At 60.4% G+C, this 14,323-nt stretch carries 15 protein-coding genes, 1 pseudogene and 1 CRISPR repeat array; of the genes and pseudogenes, 8 read left to right on the top strand and 8 right to left on the bottom strand.

What is annotated here, in order from left to right; all coding sequences use genetic code 11:
* Nucleotide 1 precedes the first annotated feature (1 nt).
* Nucleotides 2–345: direct repeats of the CRISPR family, unit length 36 nt; unit sequence TTTCCGTCCCCTTGCGGGGAAAAGGTAGGGATCAAC.
* A gap of 335 nt (nt 346–680) precedes the next feature.
* Entirely contained in the window at nt 681–1,769 is a 1,089-nt protein-coding gene (ald, locus tag SYN60AY4M2_RS02645) for an alanine dehydrogenase (protein ID WP_099812220.1), read from the top strand.
* Between the two features lie 33 nt (nt 1,770–1,802).
* On the opposite strand, the gene SYN60AY4M2_RS02640 is transcribed toward ald, so the two are convergent.
* The 4 genes from SYN60AY4M2_RS02640 to rpsN all read right to left on the bottom strand — a co-directional run bounded on the left by SYN60AY4M2_RS02640 (nt 1,803) and on the right by rpsN (nt 4,759).
* Nucleotides 1,803–2,576: an ABC transporter permease gene (locus SYN60AY4M2_RS02640; RefSeq protein WP_099812219.1), complete on the bottom strand. Its 774-nt coding sequence runs from the start codon at nt 2,574–2,576 to the stop codon at nt 1,803–1,805.
* A 76-nt stretch (nt 2,577–2,652) separates the two neighbouring features.
* Nucleotides 2,653–3,489 (bottom strand): ABC transporter ATP-binding protein, encoded by an 837-nt coding sequence (locus tag SYN60AY4M2_RS02635; protein ID WP_240527685.1) that lies wholly within the window; start codon nt 3,487–3,489, stop codon nt 2,653–2,655.
* Between the two features lie 274 nt (nt 3,490–3,763).
* The gene (locus tag SYN60AY4M2_RS02630; RefSeq protein WP_099812217.1) at nt 3,764–4,396 is read right to left on the bottom strand and encodes a ribonuclease D; all 633 of its coding nucleotides are present in this window, start codon (nt 4,394–4,396) and stop codon (nt 3,764–3,766) included.
* 57 nt (nt 4,397–4,453) lie between these two features.
* Nucleotides 4,454–4,759 carry a 30S ribosomal protein S14 gene (rpsN, locus tag SYN60AY4M2_RS02625; protein WP_011432985.1) on the bottom strand — a complete coding sequence of 102 codons (306 nt, stop codon included), beginning with the start codon at nt 4,757–4,759 and terminating at the stop codon, nt 4,454–4,456.
* Nucleotides 4,760–4,903: 144 nt separating this feature from the next.
* On the opposite strand from rpsN, the gene SYN60AY4M2_RS02620 reads away from it, so the two are divergent.
* Complete coding sequence (locus SYN60AY4M2_RS02620; protein WP_011429988.1) at nt 4,904–5,227, top strand: hypothetical protein; 324 nt, start codon at nt 4,904–4,906, stop codon at nt 5,225–5,227.
* Here SYN60AY4M2_RS02620 and SYN60AY4M2_RS02615 read toward each other — a convergent pair.
* A complete protein-coding gene (locus tag SYN60AY4M2_RS02615; protein ID WP_099812216.1) occupies nt 5,224–6,744 on the bottom strand; it encodes a GTP-binding protein in 1,521 nt (506 codons plus the stop codon). The genes SYN60AY4M2_RS02620 and SYN60AY4M2_RS02615 overlap by 4 nt on opposite strands.
* 80 nt (nt 6,745–6,824) lie before the next feature.
* On the bottom strand, nt 6,825–7,316 hold the full coding sequence (locus SYN60AY4M2_RS02610; protein WP_011429990.1) for a cytochrome c oxidase assembly factor Coa1 family protein: 492 nt from the start codon (nt 7,314–7,316) through the stop codon (nt 6,825–6,827).
* A gap of 512 nt (nt 7,317–7,828) precedes the next feature.
* On the opposite strand from SYN60AY4M2_RS02610, the gene SYN60AY4M2_RS02605 reads away from it, so the two are divergent.
* Nucleotides 7,829–8,143, top strand: coding sequence for a hypothetical protein (locus SYN60AY4M2_RS02605; RefSeq protein WP_041438224.1), 315 nt, complete (start codon nt 7,829–7,831; stop codon nt 8,141–8,143).
* A 22-nt stretch (nt 8,144–8,165) separates the two neighbouring features.
* Here SYN60AY4M2_RS02605 and recJ read toward each other — a convergent pair whose 3' ends face one another.
* Nucleotides 8,166–10,394 carry a single-stranded-DNA-specific exonuclease RecJ gene (recJ, locus tag SYN60AY4M2_RS02600; RefSeq protein WP_099812214.1) on the bottom strand — a complete coding sequence of 743 codons (2,229 nt, stop codon included), beginning with the start codon at nt 10,392–10,394 and terminating at the stop codon, nt 8,166–8,168.
* A gap of 113 nt (nt 10,395–10,507) precedes the next feature.
* The gene (locus SYN60AY4M2_RS02595; RefSeq protein WP_083759159.1) at nt 10,508–10,675 is read right to left on the bottom strand and encodes a hypothetical protein; all 168 of its coding nucleotides are present in this window, start codon (nt 10,673–10,675) and stop codon (nt 10,508–10,510) included.
* A gap of 263 nt (nt 10,676–10,938) precedes the next feature.
* On the opposite strand from SYN60AY4M2_RS02595, the gene SYN60AY4M2_RS02590 reads away from it, so the two are divergent.
* From SYN60AY4M2_RS02590 to SYN60AY4M2_RS02565, 5 genes and pseudogenes are all read left to right on the top strand, one after another.
* A complete protein-coding gene (locus SYN60AY4M2_RS02590; protein WP_011429994.1) occupies nt 10,939–11,862 on the top strand; it encodes a metallophosphoesterase in 924 nt (307 codons plus the stop codon).
* A gap of 75 nt (nt 11,863–11,937) precedes the next feature.
* Entirely contained in the window at nt 11,938–12,684 is a 747-nt protein-coding gene (locus SYN60AY4M2_RS02585) for a phosphoadenylyl-sulfate reductase (protein ID WP_011429995.1), read from the top strand.
* 3 nt (nt 12,685–12,687) lie between these two features.
* Nucleotides 12,688–12,999: an antibiotic biosynthesis monooxygenase gene (locus tag SYN60AY4M2_RS02580; RefSeq protein WP_099812213.1), complete on the top strand. Its 312-nt coding sequence runs from the start codon at nt 12,688–12,690 to the stop codon at nt 12,997–12,999.
* A gap of 131 nt (nt 13,000–13,130) precedes the next feature.
* Nucleotides 13,131–13,475 (top strand): annotated as a pseudogene (locus SYN60AY4M2_RS02575) (metalloregulator ArsR/SmtB family transcription factor).
* Nucleotides 13,476–14,102: 627 nt separating this feature from the next.
* The coding region (locus SYN60AY4M2_RS02565) for a helix-turn-helix domain-containing protein (protein WP_143597151.1) at nt 14,103–14,323 on the top strand (221 nt) is incomplete at its 3' end.

Below are 14,323 nucleotides of genomic sequence, written 5' to 3'. Positions count from 1 at the left end.
GTTTCCGTCCCCTTGCGGGGAAAAGGTAGGGATCAACTGCCGATAAATCCGACGCCATGTCCATTTGGATGGCGTCGTTTCCGTCCCCTTGCGGGGAAAAGGTAGGGATCAACTTCTGACCACTTCATCGAGGCCCACCCAGATTGGGTGTTTCCGTCCCCTTGCGGGGAAAAGGTAGGGATCAACATTACTTGAGTTACTGACAGTAGAACACGAGTTGAGAGAGTTTCCGTCCCCTTGCGGGGAAAAGGTAGGGATCAACGCTGCGTTGCGGCGGCAGCTCAAAGAATTTGGGGTGAAGCCCACTGGTTTCCGTCCCCTTGCGGGGAAAAGGTAGGGATCAATCCTACCCCCGGAAAAGGCTGAATCCATAAGGTTTTCAAGGTGCGTTTGCGAGGGAGTACGGAGACTTCCCGAAACAGATATTAACACTGCTTCGCCGGATAAGCGCAAGTCGGGAAATTCGCTGTTTTGAGGGCATTATGTCACGTTTTTGGGTCAATTTGGGCAAGCAGTTCTAGATTCCTCTTAAAGCCTGGTGTTGCCAGGGGAAAGCTAACAACGGCTCGCCCCGACAGATTGCGCACAAAACTTTACAATTCCTGCCGCCCCCCGTCGGCCAGGGATCCCATCCCAGCGCTGGTCTGTCTAGACTGGAAGACAGCCCTATGGGGATCCCTATGCGCATTGGTGTGCCCAAAGAGATCAAGGAGCAGGAGTTTCGCGTTGGCCTGACGCCGGCGGCGGTGCGGGCTCTGACGGAGCAGGGGCACCAGGTGTGGGTGGAAACCCAAGCAGGCCAGGGGGCGGGATTTAGCGACGAGGACTACCAAAAAGCGGGGGCCAAACTGGCCGCCACCCCTGAGGAGATCTACCAGCAGCAGTTGGTGGTGAAGGTCAAGGAGCCCCTGCCGGCTGAGTATTCTCTGCTCCATCCCGACCTTATTCTGTTCACCTATTTGCACTTGGCCGCCAGCCGCGAGCTGACCCAGGCGCTGTTGCAGTCGGGGGCCACCTGCCTTGCCTATGAAACGGTGGAATTGGCAGATGGATCCCTGCCCCTCTTGATGCCCATGAGCATGATTGCCGGGCGGCTGTCGGTGCAATTGGGCGCCCACTACCTGACTCGCCAGCAGGGGGGGCGAGGCGTGCTGCTGGGCGGGATCCCGGGGGTGCCGCCGGGGCGGGTGGTGATCCTGGGCGGGGGAACCGTGGGCACTGAGGCGGCCAAAATGGCCGTAGGCTTGGGGGCACGGGTGCAGATTTTGGACATTAACCTGCAGCGGCTGAACGAGCTGGAGCTGATTTTTGGCTCGCGGGTAGAGCTGCTCTACAGCACGGCCCAAAGCGTGGAAGAGTGTGTTCGCGAGGCCGACCTGCTGGTGGGGGCAGTGCTGGTGCCGGGAAGGCGGGCGCCGGTCTTGGTGGGAGAAGAGTTGGTGGCCCAAATGCGTCCTCGCTCCCTCATTGTGGATGTGGCGGTGGATCAGGGGGGGTGCATCGCCACCACGCGGGTTACCACCCATGCCCAGCCGGTTTACGAAGCCCACGGGGTGTTGCACTACGGCGTTCCCAACATGCCGGGGGCTGTCCCCTGGACTTCGACCCAAGCGCTGGTCAACGCCACTCTCCCCTACATCCTCAAGCTGGCCAACCTTGGCCTGGCCGCTGCTTTGGAACAAGACCCAGCCTTGGCCAAAGGGCTAAACGTCAGGGCAGGCAAGCTCATCCACCCGGCGGTGCGAGCCACCTTTCCAGACCTGGGCTAGCTCAGGCAGGGGTTGGCTCCCTGGGGAGAGATGCTACTGTCGCCAGGACAGGACATAGCGCTCCAGAGCCGCAAAAAAGGTGTAGAGCAAAATGCCCATAATGCCGAGGGCAACCAAACCCGCAAAGGCCAAAGGCACATCAAAAGAAGAACTGGCCGACACGATCAGGTAGCCCAGCCCCTGGTTGGAAGCCACCGTCTCCGAGATCACCGAGCCGACAAAAGCAAAGGAGATGGCCACTTTCAACGAGGCAAACAGGTAGGGCATGCTGTGGGGTAGCCCCACCTTGGTGAAGATCTCCCAAGAGCTGGCCCCCAGCGAGCGCAGCACATCTCGCATCTCGGCTTCCACCGTCTCCAGCCCCACCGCCACATTGACTGCAATGGGGAAAAAGGCCAGCAAAAAGGCCGTGATCACCGCCGGGATCGTGCCCAAGCCAAACCAAATCGCCAGCAGTGGCACCAAAGCCACCTTTGGGATGGTGTTAAACCCCACCAGCAGCGGGTACAAACACAGATGGGCCAGGCGGGAGCTGCCGATGATCGATCCCAGCAATATCCCCCCCACCAAAGCCAGCGCAAAGGCCAGCAGCGTCGAAGTGAGGGTGGTTAGGGAGTGACGCAGAATCACCGGGCTCCACTGGTTCATGGCTGCGAGGATCTGGGTGGGCGCCGGCAGAATGAAGCGAGGAACGTTGAACAGCCCCACCCCCACCTGCCAGAGCACAAGGGTCAAAACGATGGTGACAGCGGGCAAGACCACAGAAGCCGTTTGGGTCTGCAAAAATCGGTCAAATGATTTTTTCATGGGATCCCTCGGCAGAAATGCGCGGTAACCTGTCCAGCAAACCTTTCCAGATTTTTTGGATCAAGGGCTCTTTGGCCTAATATCTGCGCCGAATGTGCTGGCGCACTTCCGAGACCAAGCGGTGAAACTCGTCCGTCAGGCAGATCTCCAGCGGGCGTGGACGGGGCAGATCCACTTTGAGGGAAAAGATGATCTCGCTCGGTCGTGGCCCCATCACATAAATGGTATCGGAGAGGAAAACCGCCTCCCGCAAATCGTGAGTGATCAAAATGGCGGTGCAGCCGGTGCGCAGCCACAGCCGCTGCAACATTTCCCACATATCCTCGCGGGTAAAGGCATCCAAAGCGGCAAAAGGTTCGTCCAACAACAACAGCTCCGGCTGATGGATCAAAGCGCGGCACAGGGAAGCCCGCTGCCGCATTCCCCCAGAAAGCTGCCAAGGATAGGCTTTCTGAAAACCCTCCAAGCCCACGGTGGCCAGCAGCTCCAGCGCCGACTTCTCGTGCTGGGCCAGGTTTTGCTTGAAGGTGCGCTTGTAGGGCTCTACCACCTCCAACGGCAGCAACACGTTCTCCAGGGTTGTGCGCCAGGGCAGCAGCACCGGGTTTTGAAAGGCCATGCCCACACTCTTCAGGGGGCCGGCGATGGGCTGCAACTGAAAGTAGAGGGTGCCGCCATGGTCAGTGTTCAGGCCGGCCATCATCTTCAAAAGAGAAGTCTTGCCACAGCCGCTCGGCCCAACAATGGAGACAAACTCCGAGTGGGCAACAGAAAAGCTGACGTCGCGGATGATCGTGATTGGGGATCCCTTGGTGGGGTACTGCAGCGAGACGTGGCGCAACTCCAGAACGGGCTTGCCCGAAACAGCGGGGGAAGATAACCCACTTTGAACTACCCTCTGCGACTCCAACATTGACTCAACTCCAATGATTTTCATAGTGGCCCAAGTGAGGGCTGATCCCCCTGATCCAGACAGATGATGGCGGGAGCAATGAGGGTTGCAGGCCGGTTTATCTCGATTGGTATGGCCAACCCCATCCCCACTACATCAGAGAGAGGGGCAGCCAGCTGTGTTGCCAGATACTTTGTGGGCCGGTGAGGTCCCCCCATGTTCAGCTTCAGGAGATGTGGGATCCCCGAGGGCCCGGTCATCGAAGACAGTGACTGTCTATCAAGTAAAGCCCCGCCTACTGATGTTCGAAGACGTTACTGAAGCCCAACAGATCCAGCTCTACCAAAGTAGGCAAATGTTGGAAACACTGCTGCGCCAACTCCCAGCGTTCTTCCCGCCGTAACATCTCCGCCAACTTGTGGCGCACCGGGATCAAGTAACGAACATCGTTGGCCGCGTACTCCAACTGCTCCGGCGAGAGGGCCTGGACGTTTCCCCAGTCGGAGCTCTGGGCAGTTTTATTCAGCTCCACCCCGCACAGCTCGCTCACCACATCTTTGAGGCTGTGTTTGCTGGTGTAGGTGCGGGCCAGTTTGCTGGCAATTTTGGTGCAAAAGACGGGCCACGCCCGGATCCCCAGGTGATAGCGCAGCATCGCCAGGTCAAAGCGGGCGTAGTGGAAAATCTTTTCAATGTTGGGATCCGTCAGCAGCCCCGCCAGAAGGGGAGCCTGCTTTACTCCACGGCTCAACCGCAACAACACCACCTCGCCGGCAGGGTTGGCGATTTGCACCACGCAGAGCCTGTCCCGCTGCGGGATCAACCCCATCGTCTCCGTATCCACGGCCAAGTGGGGTTCCCCGGCCAGGGCTTTTGCCACTGCAGGGGTGAGATCTTCGTCACAGAGCTGGAAAGGTTGCAGGCCCACTCACGATCTCTCAAAAGGATGTTTTGGCCGTTCAACCAAGCGGCGAAGGTCGGGTAGCTACCAGCTAGACTTGACCACACCTGGCAATAAGCCTCTGTGGGCCATTTCCCGCAGGCTGTTGCGGCACAGGCCGAAATCGCGGAAGTAACCCCGGGGACGCCCGGTTTTCCAGCAGCGGTTGCGCAGGCGGGTGGGCGAGCTGGCCCGAGGGAGTTTTTGCAGTTGGGCGTGCAGCTCCATGCGGGTGGCCTGGTCGATGTTGGGATCGGCCATGGCCGCCTTGAGTTGTTGGCGCTTCTCCCGGTATTTTTCGACCAAGCGTTGGCGCTTTTTCTCCCGCTCGATCATGCTTTTTTTAGCCACGGCTCACCTGTTTCCCCAATTTTTCGGCTTTACTAGGATAGCGGGCAACAACAATCTGCAGCAAGGGATCCCCGGTGGGATTCCCGTGGTCGACTGCTTGCCCTTGCGGCGATCTAGCTGTACAGGCCAAGTTGAGGGTGGGGGATGGCCCTTTCCAAAGTAATTTCGTTCATCGCTGCCAAGTTCAAGGTTTCCCCGGAGCAGATCGAAGCCGCCCGCGTGGTCATTTACAGACCGCCGGCGTTGCTGGCCGTGCTCAAGTCGGTTCCGCCGCTGCCCAAAGAGGTGCTGGCGGATCCCAGCTTGACCTACGCCTACCCTGCCCCCTTTATCGAGTGGTCGAAGCGGATGCACGGCCTGGCGGAATGGGACGATGTGCCCGCCCTCAGCTACGCCGACTACGTGGCGCAGATGGAGCTGGCCTTCATGCCGACGGACATTGCTGTCGAGGCCACCAACAAGGACTAGCGCAGGCGAAAAACCCGTTCTGAGGCCTGGCGGACAAACTCCTTGAGCCAGCCCGATTTTTGGGCGCTCTCCACCTGGGCCTTGACCACTGCCTGCATCCCCCCTTCCCCCCAGCTTTGGTTGCGCTGGAAATACTCGATGAAGCTTTTGCCGGCAATGCGGGTGAGATAGCCGGCGCTGGCCGCCTGGATGGGGGCTGTCGCCAAAAAGCCAACCACGCTCACCTCAGCCACGGTGGCCAGGAGCCCGGTGGTCAGTTGGAGCGCCCCCTCCACCAGCCCCAGGCCGGCCAGGGTCTTGGCCAGCGACAGGGCCAGCTCCCGCCCCTGCTGCAGGTTCATCTTGCAGCCGTAGAGGGATCCCAGCTCCACCACCATCTGGGCGTTGATGGCGGCAATGGCCAGCAGATCCAGCGCCGGGATGGGGTTGGCAAAGACCACGCCGGTCACGATCCACTGAAAGCGGTCGATCACCTCCTCCGCCTGGCGGCGCAACTGCGCCTGGATGATCCGCTTGGCCTCTTCGCCCAGTTGCTGGGATTGCAGCAGGGCATTGTCCAACGCCAGGGATCCCCCCTCGGCGTAGAGCACCGCCTGGACGCGATCCCGCACCACCGCCACCTCCGGTTCCGGCTGCCAGGTTTGGGATCCCACCTGTACAGGGGCTGGAGCAGCGGCGGCCGGCAGCACATCTTCCGGTTGGATCAAGGGGTAAACCCGTTCCCGCAGCCGTTGCAGCAGGAGCCGCCGTTCTTCGGGGGTGTAACGGTCGATTTTGTTGAGCACCAGCAGAGCCCGCTTGCCCAGGGCGATCAACCGACGCAAGGGATCCACCTCCGACCGGCGCAGATCCCCGTCCACCACCACCAGCAGCAGATCGGCAGCTTGGGCCTGGGCCTGCGCCTCCTCTTCCCGCATCGCCCCTGCCGGCCCGATCTCCAAAATGCCCGGACAGTCCACGATCTGCACCGGGTGGGGGATCCCGGGCAGGTCCCAATCGTAAACCGCCACCGCCTGCGTGGTGCCCAGCGTTGCCCCCACCGCCCCCACCCGCCGCCCCAGCAGCGCGTTCACCAGCGAGGTTTTGCCCGCCGATCCGGTGCCGAAAACCACCACCTTCAGTTGCGGCTGGGCCAACTGTTGGGCCAGCCGGGCCGACCGTTCCGCCAGCGCCGCCCGCGCCACCTGATCCTGGATCTGCGCCATCTGAGCTTCTAGTTGCGCCAGGTTGCGCCGGGCTGCCTCCCACTTCTCGGCAGGAGTTGCCGGGGGAGCTGGCCTGGGAAGCCTCTCGGTTTTAGGGGCGGGGCGGAACAGAAACAAGTAGTAGATGGAAGCGGCCAAAAACACCAGCAGCAGCAACACCAGCACCCCGATCAACAGCCCCCCCAAAATCGGGTGGTAGCGGGTGGCGTAGTACAGATCCAAAAACGATTGGATCAGCCAGACGATCAGGCCCGCGAACGAGGCCAACAGCGCCAACAGCAGCAGCAAGCGCAGATAGGGAACTGTTCGCATAGGGATCCAGGGCCACAACCGTTCGCGTCAGCGGGACGGAGTCCTTTTGACTTTACCCGCGGCTAAGCATGTCCAACTACTCAGATCTCGCCTGTCGGCAGCACTGCCCCTGCAGCCGGCTCCTCTTGTTCACAGCGGGATCCCCCCTCCCCTTTCAGGATCTGTATGGCCTGTGGATCCCCATCCACTTTCACCTGCAGATGGCGCAACTGCCAGGCTGAGCCGGCCACCCCCCGCTCCGACTCCACAGCCACCTCGCCGGTGCGCCGGGATCCCGTGATCAAAAAGGACAGACAGGCCCAGCCGGCTTGCTCATCCTCTTGAAAGCGCAGCCGCGAGGGCCAGCCCGGACGCAGGGGATCCCCCAGCCGCTCCACCACCACCGCAGTCTGTTCGAGCCGCTCCACCGCCAACTGGTAGGTGCGATAGGCGCCTGAAGCCCGGATCCCATTCCAGACCAGGATCCCTGCCCCCGCCAGCCCCAAGCCCAGCACCGCCAGCAGGCCCAGACAGCCGCATCCACAGCAGCCCAAAGGGGCGGCACAGCCGACTTTTTGGGGGCTTTCCGACACAGCCAATCGCAGAAGTAGGACGCCCCCAAACTAACACAGAACGGCTGCGCTGCCCCCTGAGGGGGGAGCCAGCTCTCCCTTGGCAGGGATTGCAGAAAGTAAAGTCTGGACAGGCCTACGCCATTTGTCGGTAGTTGCAAGGCCTCTTCGTTTCCGTATTACTACAGACAGTGGCTCGAAAAAATAGGATGTCGGCCAAGTTAAGCAAGTTCAGACAAGCCATTTGCAAGTTTAATTTTGCACTGCCCCATCAATGGGATCCCTAAGTATCCAATTGCTGCTCCGGCTTCGAGTTAGACGTGAAAGTCTAACGCATCGCCGATCCTAGGTTTCTCTCCGCATGGGATCTGAGCAAAGTCGAAGCTTATAAACCCGTGAAAGGCCCGGGATCTTGGGCAGCGAAAAAGCCGGCAAAGTGCGTATATCCAATCCGCCATTCGGCGGAGTCCATTTCAGAGGGTCTTGCCGAGAATGAAACCAGCGAAAAGTCTCAATCCAAGAGCATCCCCACCATGAGCGAGATCAAAAGCACGATTGTGCAGCAAATTATTCAAACTGCCATGATGACCGGTCTGCTTACCGCTGCTCAGGAACACGAACTTAACGTCAAAGTCTTCCAAGAGGATTGCTCCGAGGCTGACCTCTTCCTGCTGCGCCGCCTGCACCGCTGCCTACGCCAGGGATCCATCCGCCGGATCCCGGCTTTGCACAACACCATAGCCGTTGGCCGCTTTGGCCCTCCCTTGCGCCCGCTGCCCGACAGAGCCGAAGAGGCACAACTCCAGCCGGCAGGGCTAAGCGTAGTGCGCAATCCCAAAGTTGGCTGATGGTGGTGCCGGGGGGCGTCTTCTACTTCGGAGAAACAACTGCCGGCAGGGGATCCGGTCGCAGCAGCCGCTGACAGAGCTGGGCGATCTGGGTGGGGCTGGCTTCGTCCAGCCAGCGGTGAAAAGCTTGGGATTCTTGAATGCGGCCCAGCAGCCGTGTTGGGATCTGCTCCGGCCCCTCCAATTCCGCCAGCCACTGCCAGGGCAAGCCGGTTGTCGCCGCCAGGACATGGGGATCCCATTGTCCCGTCCGCCCCAATTCCTGGAGTCGGGCGATTTGGTGGGGGAGGCGCTTCCAGTGATGACCAGAAGCGGCCAGGATCAGCGTTTGCGGCTGCACCTGCTGCAGCAGTTGGGCTAGATTTGCCGGCAGCCAGGGCCAGCGGGCCAGCAGCAGAGCTGTTTTTGCCGACGGGAGGAAGTCTTGCTCGAGAGGAAGGGCCTGCCCATCGTAGCGGAAGACTTCTTGGAGGGAATCCGGCAGGGGGCGTTGCCGGTAATCCTGGATCCGAAGGCTGGGGGCGGAAACGGTGGGCGCCTGCCAGTCGCCAGAGGGGCGCACCGCCAGCACTTTGCCCTGCCAGGGCTGCTCGGCTTCCAACTGCAGGGCGATGTCCAAGGCCTGGCATGCTTGCCACCGCTCCAGCTCTTCGCCGGCTTCCCAAAACCAGAGGGCACGGGATCCCAGCTCAAACTTCAGGTGGCGGCCATTCTGGGAAGCCCTCAGCCTGACGCTGCCGCGGCGAACGTTCATCAAGGCTACGACAGGGTTGGGGTTGCCGTGGCCAAAGGGCTGCAGAAGCTGCAACTGCCGATACACCTCGTCCAGCTCTGCCACCCCATCCCGGCCCTGAGAGGCCAACCGCTCCCAATCGATAACAATCTCCACCGCCAAGGCGCGAGCTTGGCGATCCGGGCCGACCCGCGCGGCCAGCTCCCGCCGCAAAGCCAGTTGTACGGCGGCCAGGCAGGACAGATCCACTTGGATCCCAGCGGCCATGGGGTGGCCGCCTCCCCCCAGCAAGAGGGGACGCACAGCCTCGATGGCCTCCACCAGGTTCACCCCCGGAATCGAGCGGCCCGAACCATAGCCCCGTCCCGTCCTCTCGTCTTTGGCAATCAACACCGTCGGGCAACCGTACTGCTCCGCCAAGCGCGCCGCGGCGATCCCCAAAACCCCCGGATTCCAGCCGCTTCCGGCCAAAACAATTGCCCGCTCCCGCGCCAGATCCAAGCTCTCCACCTGTTGGCTGGCCTCTTGCAGAACCTGTTGGGTGAGTTGCCGACACTCCTCATTGAGGGCAACGAAATGCTCCACCAGCGTCTGGGCCCGCTGCGGATCCGAGGTGGTCAACAGCTCCACCGCTAGGCTGGCATCGTCCCAGCGACCAATGGCGTTCAGCTTGGGGGCAAGGCGAAAGGCGATGTCCTGGGCTGTCGGCGTTCCTGAGGATTGGCTGTTGCTCACCCAATCCAAAAGAGCCCGCAGCCCCGGACGCTGGGTGTTGGCCAGCACGGGCAGGCCCCGCTGCACCAGGTAGCGGCACTCCCGCTGCAACACCGCCACATCGGCCACGATCCCCACCGCCACCAGATCCAGGTACTCTTCTACACCAGGGATCCCCAGCGCTTGGTAGAGGGCCTCCGCCAGCTTGTAGGCCACCCCCACCCCCGGCAGAAAGCGCAGCGGGTGTTCCTCTGGCAGGCGCAGCGGGTTGACCACCGCATAGGCAGGGGGCAAGGGATCCGGCAGGGCGTGGTGATCCGTCACGATCACGTCCACCCCTTGGGCTTGGGCCAGAGCAATCTCGGCAGCATTGCCTATGCCGCAATCCACCGTCAGGAGCACCTGGCAGCCTTGATCCAGCACCTGCTGCAGCCGCTGAGGGTTCAAGCCATGCCCTTCGGTGCTGCGCAGCGGTAGAGTGAACTGGACTCGGAAGCCCAAGGTTTGTAGCGCCGAGAGCAAGAGGCTGGTGGCGGTAACGCCATCGCAGTCGAAGTCTCCCCAAATGCAGAGGGTTTCTCCTCTTTTTCTTGCCTGCAACAGCCGCGCCACCGCCCGCTCCAGATCCGGCAGGGATCCCGCTGGCGTGGGAGAATACTGATTAGGATCGACAAAAGCCCGCGCCTGTTCTCGGCTGTGCAACCCCCGCAGAGCCAGCACCTTGGCCGCATACTTGCCGTACTCTCGGCTCAGCTCCGGATCAAATTGAGGCGGGGTGGGCAGCAGCTCCCAGCGGTATTCCATGCAAGCTCGACAGGAATAAAACTCCCTGGGAGCCTATCAAAAACTGCTCAGGGAGAAAAGCAGCTTGGGATCCCGGAAAGCAAAAGCCGGGGTGAGCGATCCCTGCCAACCTGCTATTGACAGCAGTGAGAGGCCACGCAGCAAGGGGAGGGGTGGGCGTGGTCATGGGTGGCACAGGCTTGGCTGCAGTAGAGTTGGCCTTCGTAGCGATAGCCTTGGCTGCTTTCGAAGCTGCAGTTGCAGTGGTCACAGGCGCAACGAACAAGGGTGGTAGCAGACATGATTTTTTCTCCTTGCTTGAACTGAGGGATCCTCTTGTCGAAGATCCGTGTTGCTATACCCTAGCAGTTGCTCGGCAGCGGCGCCGGAACAAGAATCAGACTCATTTGTGACGATTCCAAATCGCAGCAACCACAACTCCCCTCTCCCAAAGGGAGAGGGGCTGGGGGTGAGGGTATCCTGGCTGAGGTTAAGAGAAGCCCATAGCCCTCTAGCCGGTTATTGACTATGATGCGGGCGTGAGGTGTGAATAAGTACCTAGGTGATGGCCACCCAAAGGATTTGCTTTGCCCAAGTCTCAGATGTTCACCTAATGCCGGAGACAGGGTGCCGCTGCTGGTGGATGTCCGATTCCCCCCGCCGCCAGTTGGAAGCTGCCGTTGCCCATCTCAACCAAGTGCCGGATCTGGACTTTGTGGTGTTCACCGGCGATTTGGTGGATCAAGCCGATCCGGAGAGCTTTGAGGTGTTCCAGGAGATCCTCGCCCAACTGCGGGTGCCCTACTACCTCAGCCTCGGCAACCACGATATCGACACCTTGGGGAGGGAGGGGCGCTTCAACCGGGAGCAATTTATCCGCTGGTGCCAACGTCAATTTCCGTTGCCCCTTGCCCCCACAGGCTATGTCGATTACAGCCTTTCCCCCCTGCCTGGGATCCGCTTGATTGCCCTCGATGCCAGCCTGGGCCAGTTCCCTCTGCCCCAGGGCGTGCTGCGCCCCGCGCAACTGCGCTGGCTAGGCGAACATCTACAAGCGGTGCCGGAGGAATGGCTGATCCTGCTCATCCATCAGCCTCCCTTTATCTCCCCCACCCAAATGGATGCGGTTTTGTTCCGCAAGTACCGGCTTCGCAGCGAGCAAGCTGTAGCTCTGCATACCCTCTTGGCCGACCACGGGCGGGTGGTGGCAGTGTTGAGTGGACATCTGCACGTGCCGAAGGTCTATGTGCAGGACGGAATCCCCTACCTGACAGCGCCGCCTCTGGTGGGGCCGGTCTCCGCTCTGCGCGTGTTTGAGTTGGACGTCAACCCACGGCGAGGGGTGTTGCGCTACCACTGGGTTCACCTGCCGGAGCCGGATCCCAGACCTCTCTGGCATGGCCTGGTCATGGGAGTTCGGCGGGATCGCTGGGGACAAATCCCCCTGCGGGCCAAAGGATCTCGATCCCTGCCCGCCGTTGCCCAGTAGCCAAAAATCCTAAACCTTGACCGAATTAGTGTAGATTAAAAAGGCAAAGAGCCTTGGATTCGATGTCTTCCCCCTATGACTGCAACCCTTTCTTCCTCCGGCCACTGGGAGCTGGCGGCTCAGGCGTTACGAGAGCAGTATCAGCCGCAGGTAGCTTCTCTGAGCGAGCGATTTGAGCCTTTGTCGGCGAGCGACCTGCTGGCCTGGGCCGTTGCGGAGTTTGGGGACGGGCTGGTGCTGGCCTGCAGCTTTGGACCGGAAGATCTGGTTCTCATCGATCTGCTCACGGCCATTCGCCCCCAGGTGCGCGCCTTTTTCCTGGATACCGATTTTCACTTCCCGGAAACCCTGCAACTGCAGCAGCAGGTGTTGGCCCGTTACCCCCATTTGCAGCTGGAGATCTTCAAACCGCTGCTCACCCCCGAAGAGCAGGCGGCGCAATATGAGCCGGAGCTGTACCGCACCAACCCTGACCTCTGCTGCAGCCTCCGCAAGGTAGAGCCCCTGAATCGCGCCCTGGCCAACTGCACCACCTGGATTACGGGGATGCGCCGCGAGCAATCCCCCACCCGCGCCGATATCGGCAAGGTGCAGTGGGATGGCAAGCGCAACCGCCTCAAGCTCAACCCGCTCGCCGACTGGACAAACGGCCAAGTCTGGAAGTACATCCTCGACCACGGGATCCCTTACAACCCCCTCCACGACCGCAACTATCCCAGCATCGGCTGCATCCACTGCACGGCGCCGGTGGAGCCGGGAGCGGATCCCCGCTCTGGCCGCTGGAAGGGCACAGCCAAAACCGAGTGCGGCCTGCACACCTAGCCTATGAACCCTTCGCCTGTCCTAGAGGTGGCTCAGTTTGAAGTCAGCCCCGGCTCTGAAGCCGCTTTTGAGGCTGCCATCGCGCAAGCCTTTGTCTACCTACAACAGACCGATGGCTATCGGCAGCACCAACTGCAGCGCTGTTTAGAGCACCCTCAGCAATACCTGTTGCTGGTACACTGGGGATCCCTGGAGGCCCATTTGGTTAACTTCCGCCAATCGGAAAACTTTGTCCGCTGGCGCGCCCTCCTCGAGCCCTACTTTGCTCGGCCACCGCAGGTGTTGCATTACCAACTGCTGCCGGGGTTGACCTGATCAGAGGCAGCGCGAGCCTAGGGTTGCGCTGGTGCTGCAAAGCAATGGCGGCCTTCCCAGTCCAGGAGCAACTGGGGTGGGGGGAGTGCTTGCCGACGGGAGCGCAAAGCTCTTGCTACCCTAGTCGAAGGATGGTTTCGTGGTTGGCCAAGGTAGAGGAGGATTTGCTGTGTGAGCAGGTACGGGAGGGATTTCACGCTCTCTCCGATCCGATTCGCCTGCGCGCGCTGCAACTGTTGCGTGGGCGGGAGCTGTGCGTTTGCGATCTCTGCGAAAAGCTGCAGGTAAGCCAATCCAAGCTCTCGTTTCACTTAAAGACCTTGCGAGATGCGCAGTTGGTCAACGCTCGCCAGCAGGGGCGCTAGATCTACTACAGCCTCAACCCACCTCGCTTTCAGCTCTTGCAGCATTTTTTGGATAGCCTAGGACAAGCTGCGCCCTCTGAGGTTGCCGTTCCCTGTGCGGAGGATCCCTAGGTATTTATCCTCGATTGAGGCGCAGGTTGCTTGCCCTGCCGCCCTAGCCCTGGGGGGGGACGCCACAACCCCCGCTACAGGGCCTACGGCCCGCTGACGTGAAGGAATCTCAAACTGCCTCAGCAGATACTTCCTCCTCAGATTCACCCCCCACCCTGTCTTGGTGAAACCTGACCAGAAGTTTCCGCATCTGAGAAGCCGTCTGCCGACACTCTCGGCGAACAGCTACCTTGACACTCCCACCGCCTAAAGGCGGGGGATTCTTACGCAGTCCACAAAAGAACCCGCAACGGCGTTGTCAAAGCGCCTCTAGACAGTTCCTTAACGCAAAGCCCCAAGGTTCTGCTGACTTTCTTAAGCAGGTTGGCGGCAGCATTCGCCTCAGCCCAGAGGGTCTCCACCCGTCGGGTTTTTCACCATAATTAGGAATTAGGTAGCTCATCTCCATCTAGGAAGCTTGCCTGCGAGCTGTACGCCTCCTCTACCTCAATAAACTCCATGCCATAATGCCGACATAATTGCGCAATACGCTCCTTGAACCGACCTGTTGGAATGAAAACAAAGTTTTGGTTACAGCCTTTTAATTTAAAATAGGGTACAGGTATTCAAGAGGAAGGAGAGAAAGGAATGCCGACTCATTCTTTGGATTTGCGGCAAAGAGTTGTAGCAGCCTACCAGGCAGGTAACACCTCCATCCGCCAGGTAGCTAAACGCTTCATGGTGACCAAAAGAACAGTACACCGCTGGGTGCGACAGTACCAACAAACTCAAGATTTAGCCCCTAAGAAAGCAGGCACCAAGCGAGTGGGCATTTTGGAACAACATCGGCAGGAAGTGATGGCAATTAT

The organism is Synechococcus sp. 60AY4M2, assembly GCF_002760375.1.
Taxonomy (GTDB): Bacteria; Cyanobacteriota; Cyanobacteriia; order Thermostichales; family Thermostichaceae; genus Thermostichus.
This window is presented reverse-complemented; position numbering and strand designations above follow the sequence as displayed.

Excerpts from the sequence above, each read along its gene's own strand:
- ald (WP_099812220.1), top strand. The coding sequence starts at position 681 with ATGCGCATTGGTGTGCCCAAAGAGATCAAGGAGCAGGAGTTTCGCGTT.
- SYN60AY4M2_RS02640 (WP_099812219.1), bottom strand. The coding sequence starts at position 2,576 with ATGAAAAAATCATTTGACCGATTTTTGCAGACCCAAACGGCTTCTGTG.
- SYN60AY4M2_RS02635 (WP_240527685.1), bottom strand. The coding sequence starts at position 3,489 with ATGTTGGAGTCGCAGAGGGTAGTTCAAAGTGGGTTATCTTCCCCCGCT.
- SYN60AY4M2_RS02620 (WP_011429988.1), top strand. The coding sequence starts at position 4,904 with ATGGCCCTTTCCAAAGTAATTTCGTTCATCGCTGCCAAGTTCAAGGTT.
- SYN60AY4M2_RS02615 (WP_099812216.1), bottom strand. The coding sequence starts at position 6,744 with ATGCGAACAGTTCCCTATCTGCGCTTGCTGCTGCTGTTGGCGCTGTTG.
- SYN60AY4M2_RS02605 (WP_041438224.1), top strand. The coding sequence starts at position 7,829 with ATGAGCGAGATCAAAAGCACGATTGTGCAGCAAATTATTCAAACTGCC.
- recJ (WP_099812214.1), bottom strand. The coding sequence starts at position 10,394 with ATGGAATACCGCTGGGAGCTGCTGCCCACCCCGCCTCAATTTGATCCG.
- SYN60AY4M2_RS02595 (WP_083759159.1), bottom strand. The coding sequence starts at position 10,675 with ATGTCTGCTACCACCCTTGTTCGTTGCGCCTGTGACCACTGCAACTGC.
- SYN60AY4M2_RS02590 (WP_011429994.1), top strand. The coding sequence starts at position 10,939 with ATGGCCACCCAAAGGATTTGCTTTGCCCAAGTCTCAGATGTTCACCTA.
- SYN60AY4M2_RS02585 (WP_011429995.1), top strand. The coding sequence starts at position 11,938 with ATGACTGCAACCCTTTCTTCCTCCGGCCACTGGGAGCTGGCGGCTCAG.
- SYN60AY4M2_RS02580 (WP_099812213.1), top strand. The coding sequence starts at position 12,688 with ATGAACCCTTCGCCTGTCCTAGAGGTGGCTCAGTTTGAAGTCAGCCCC.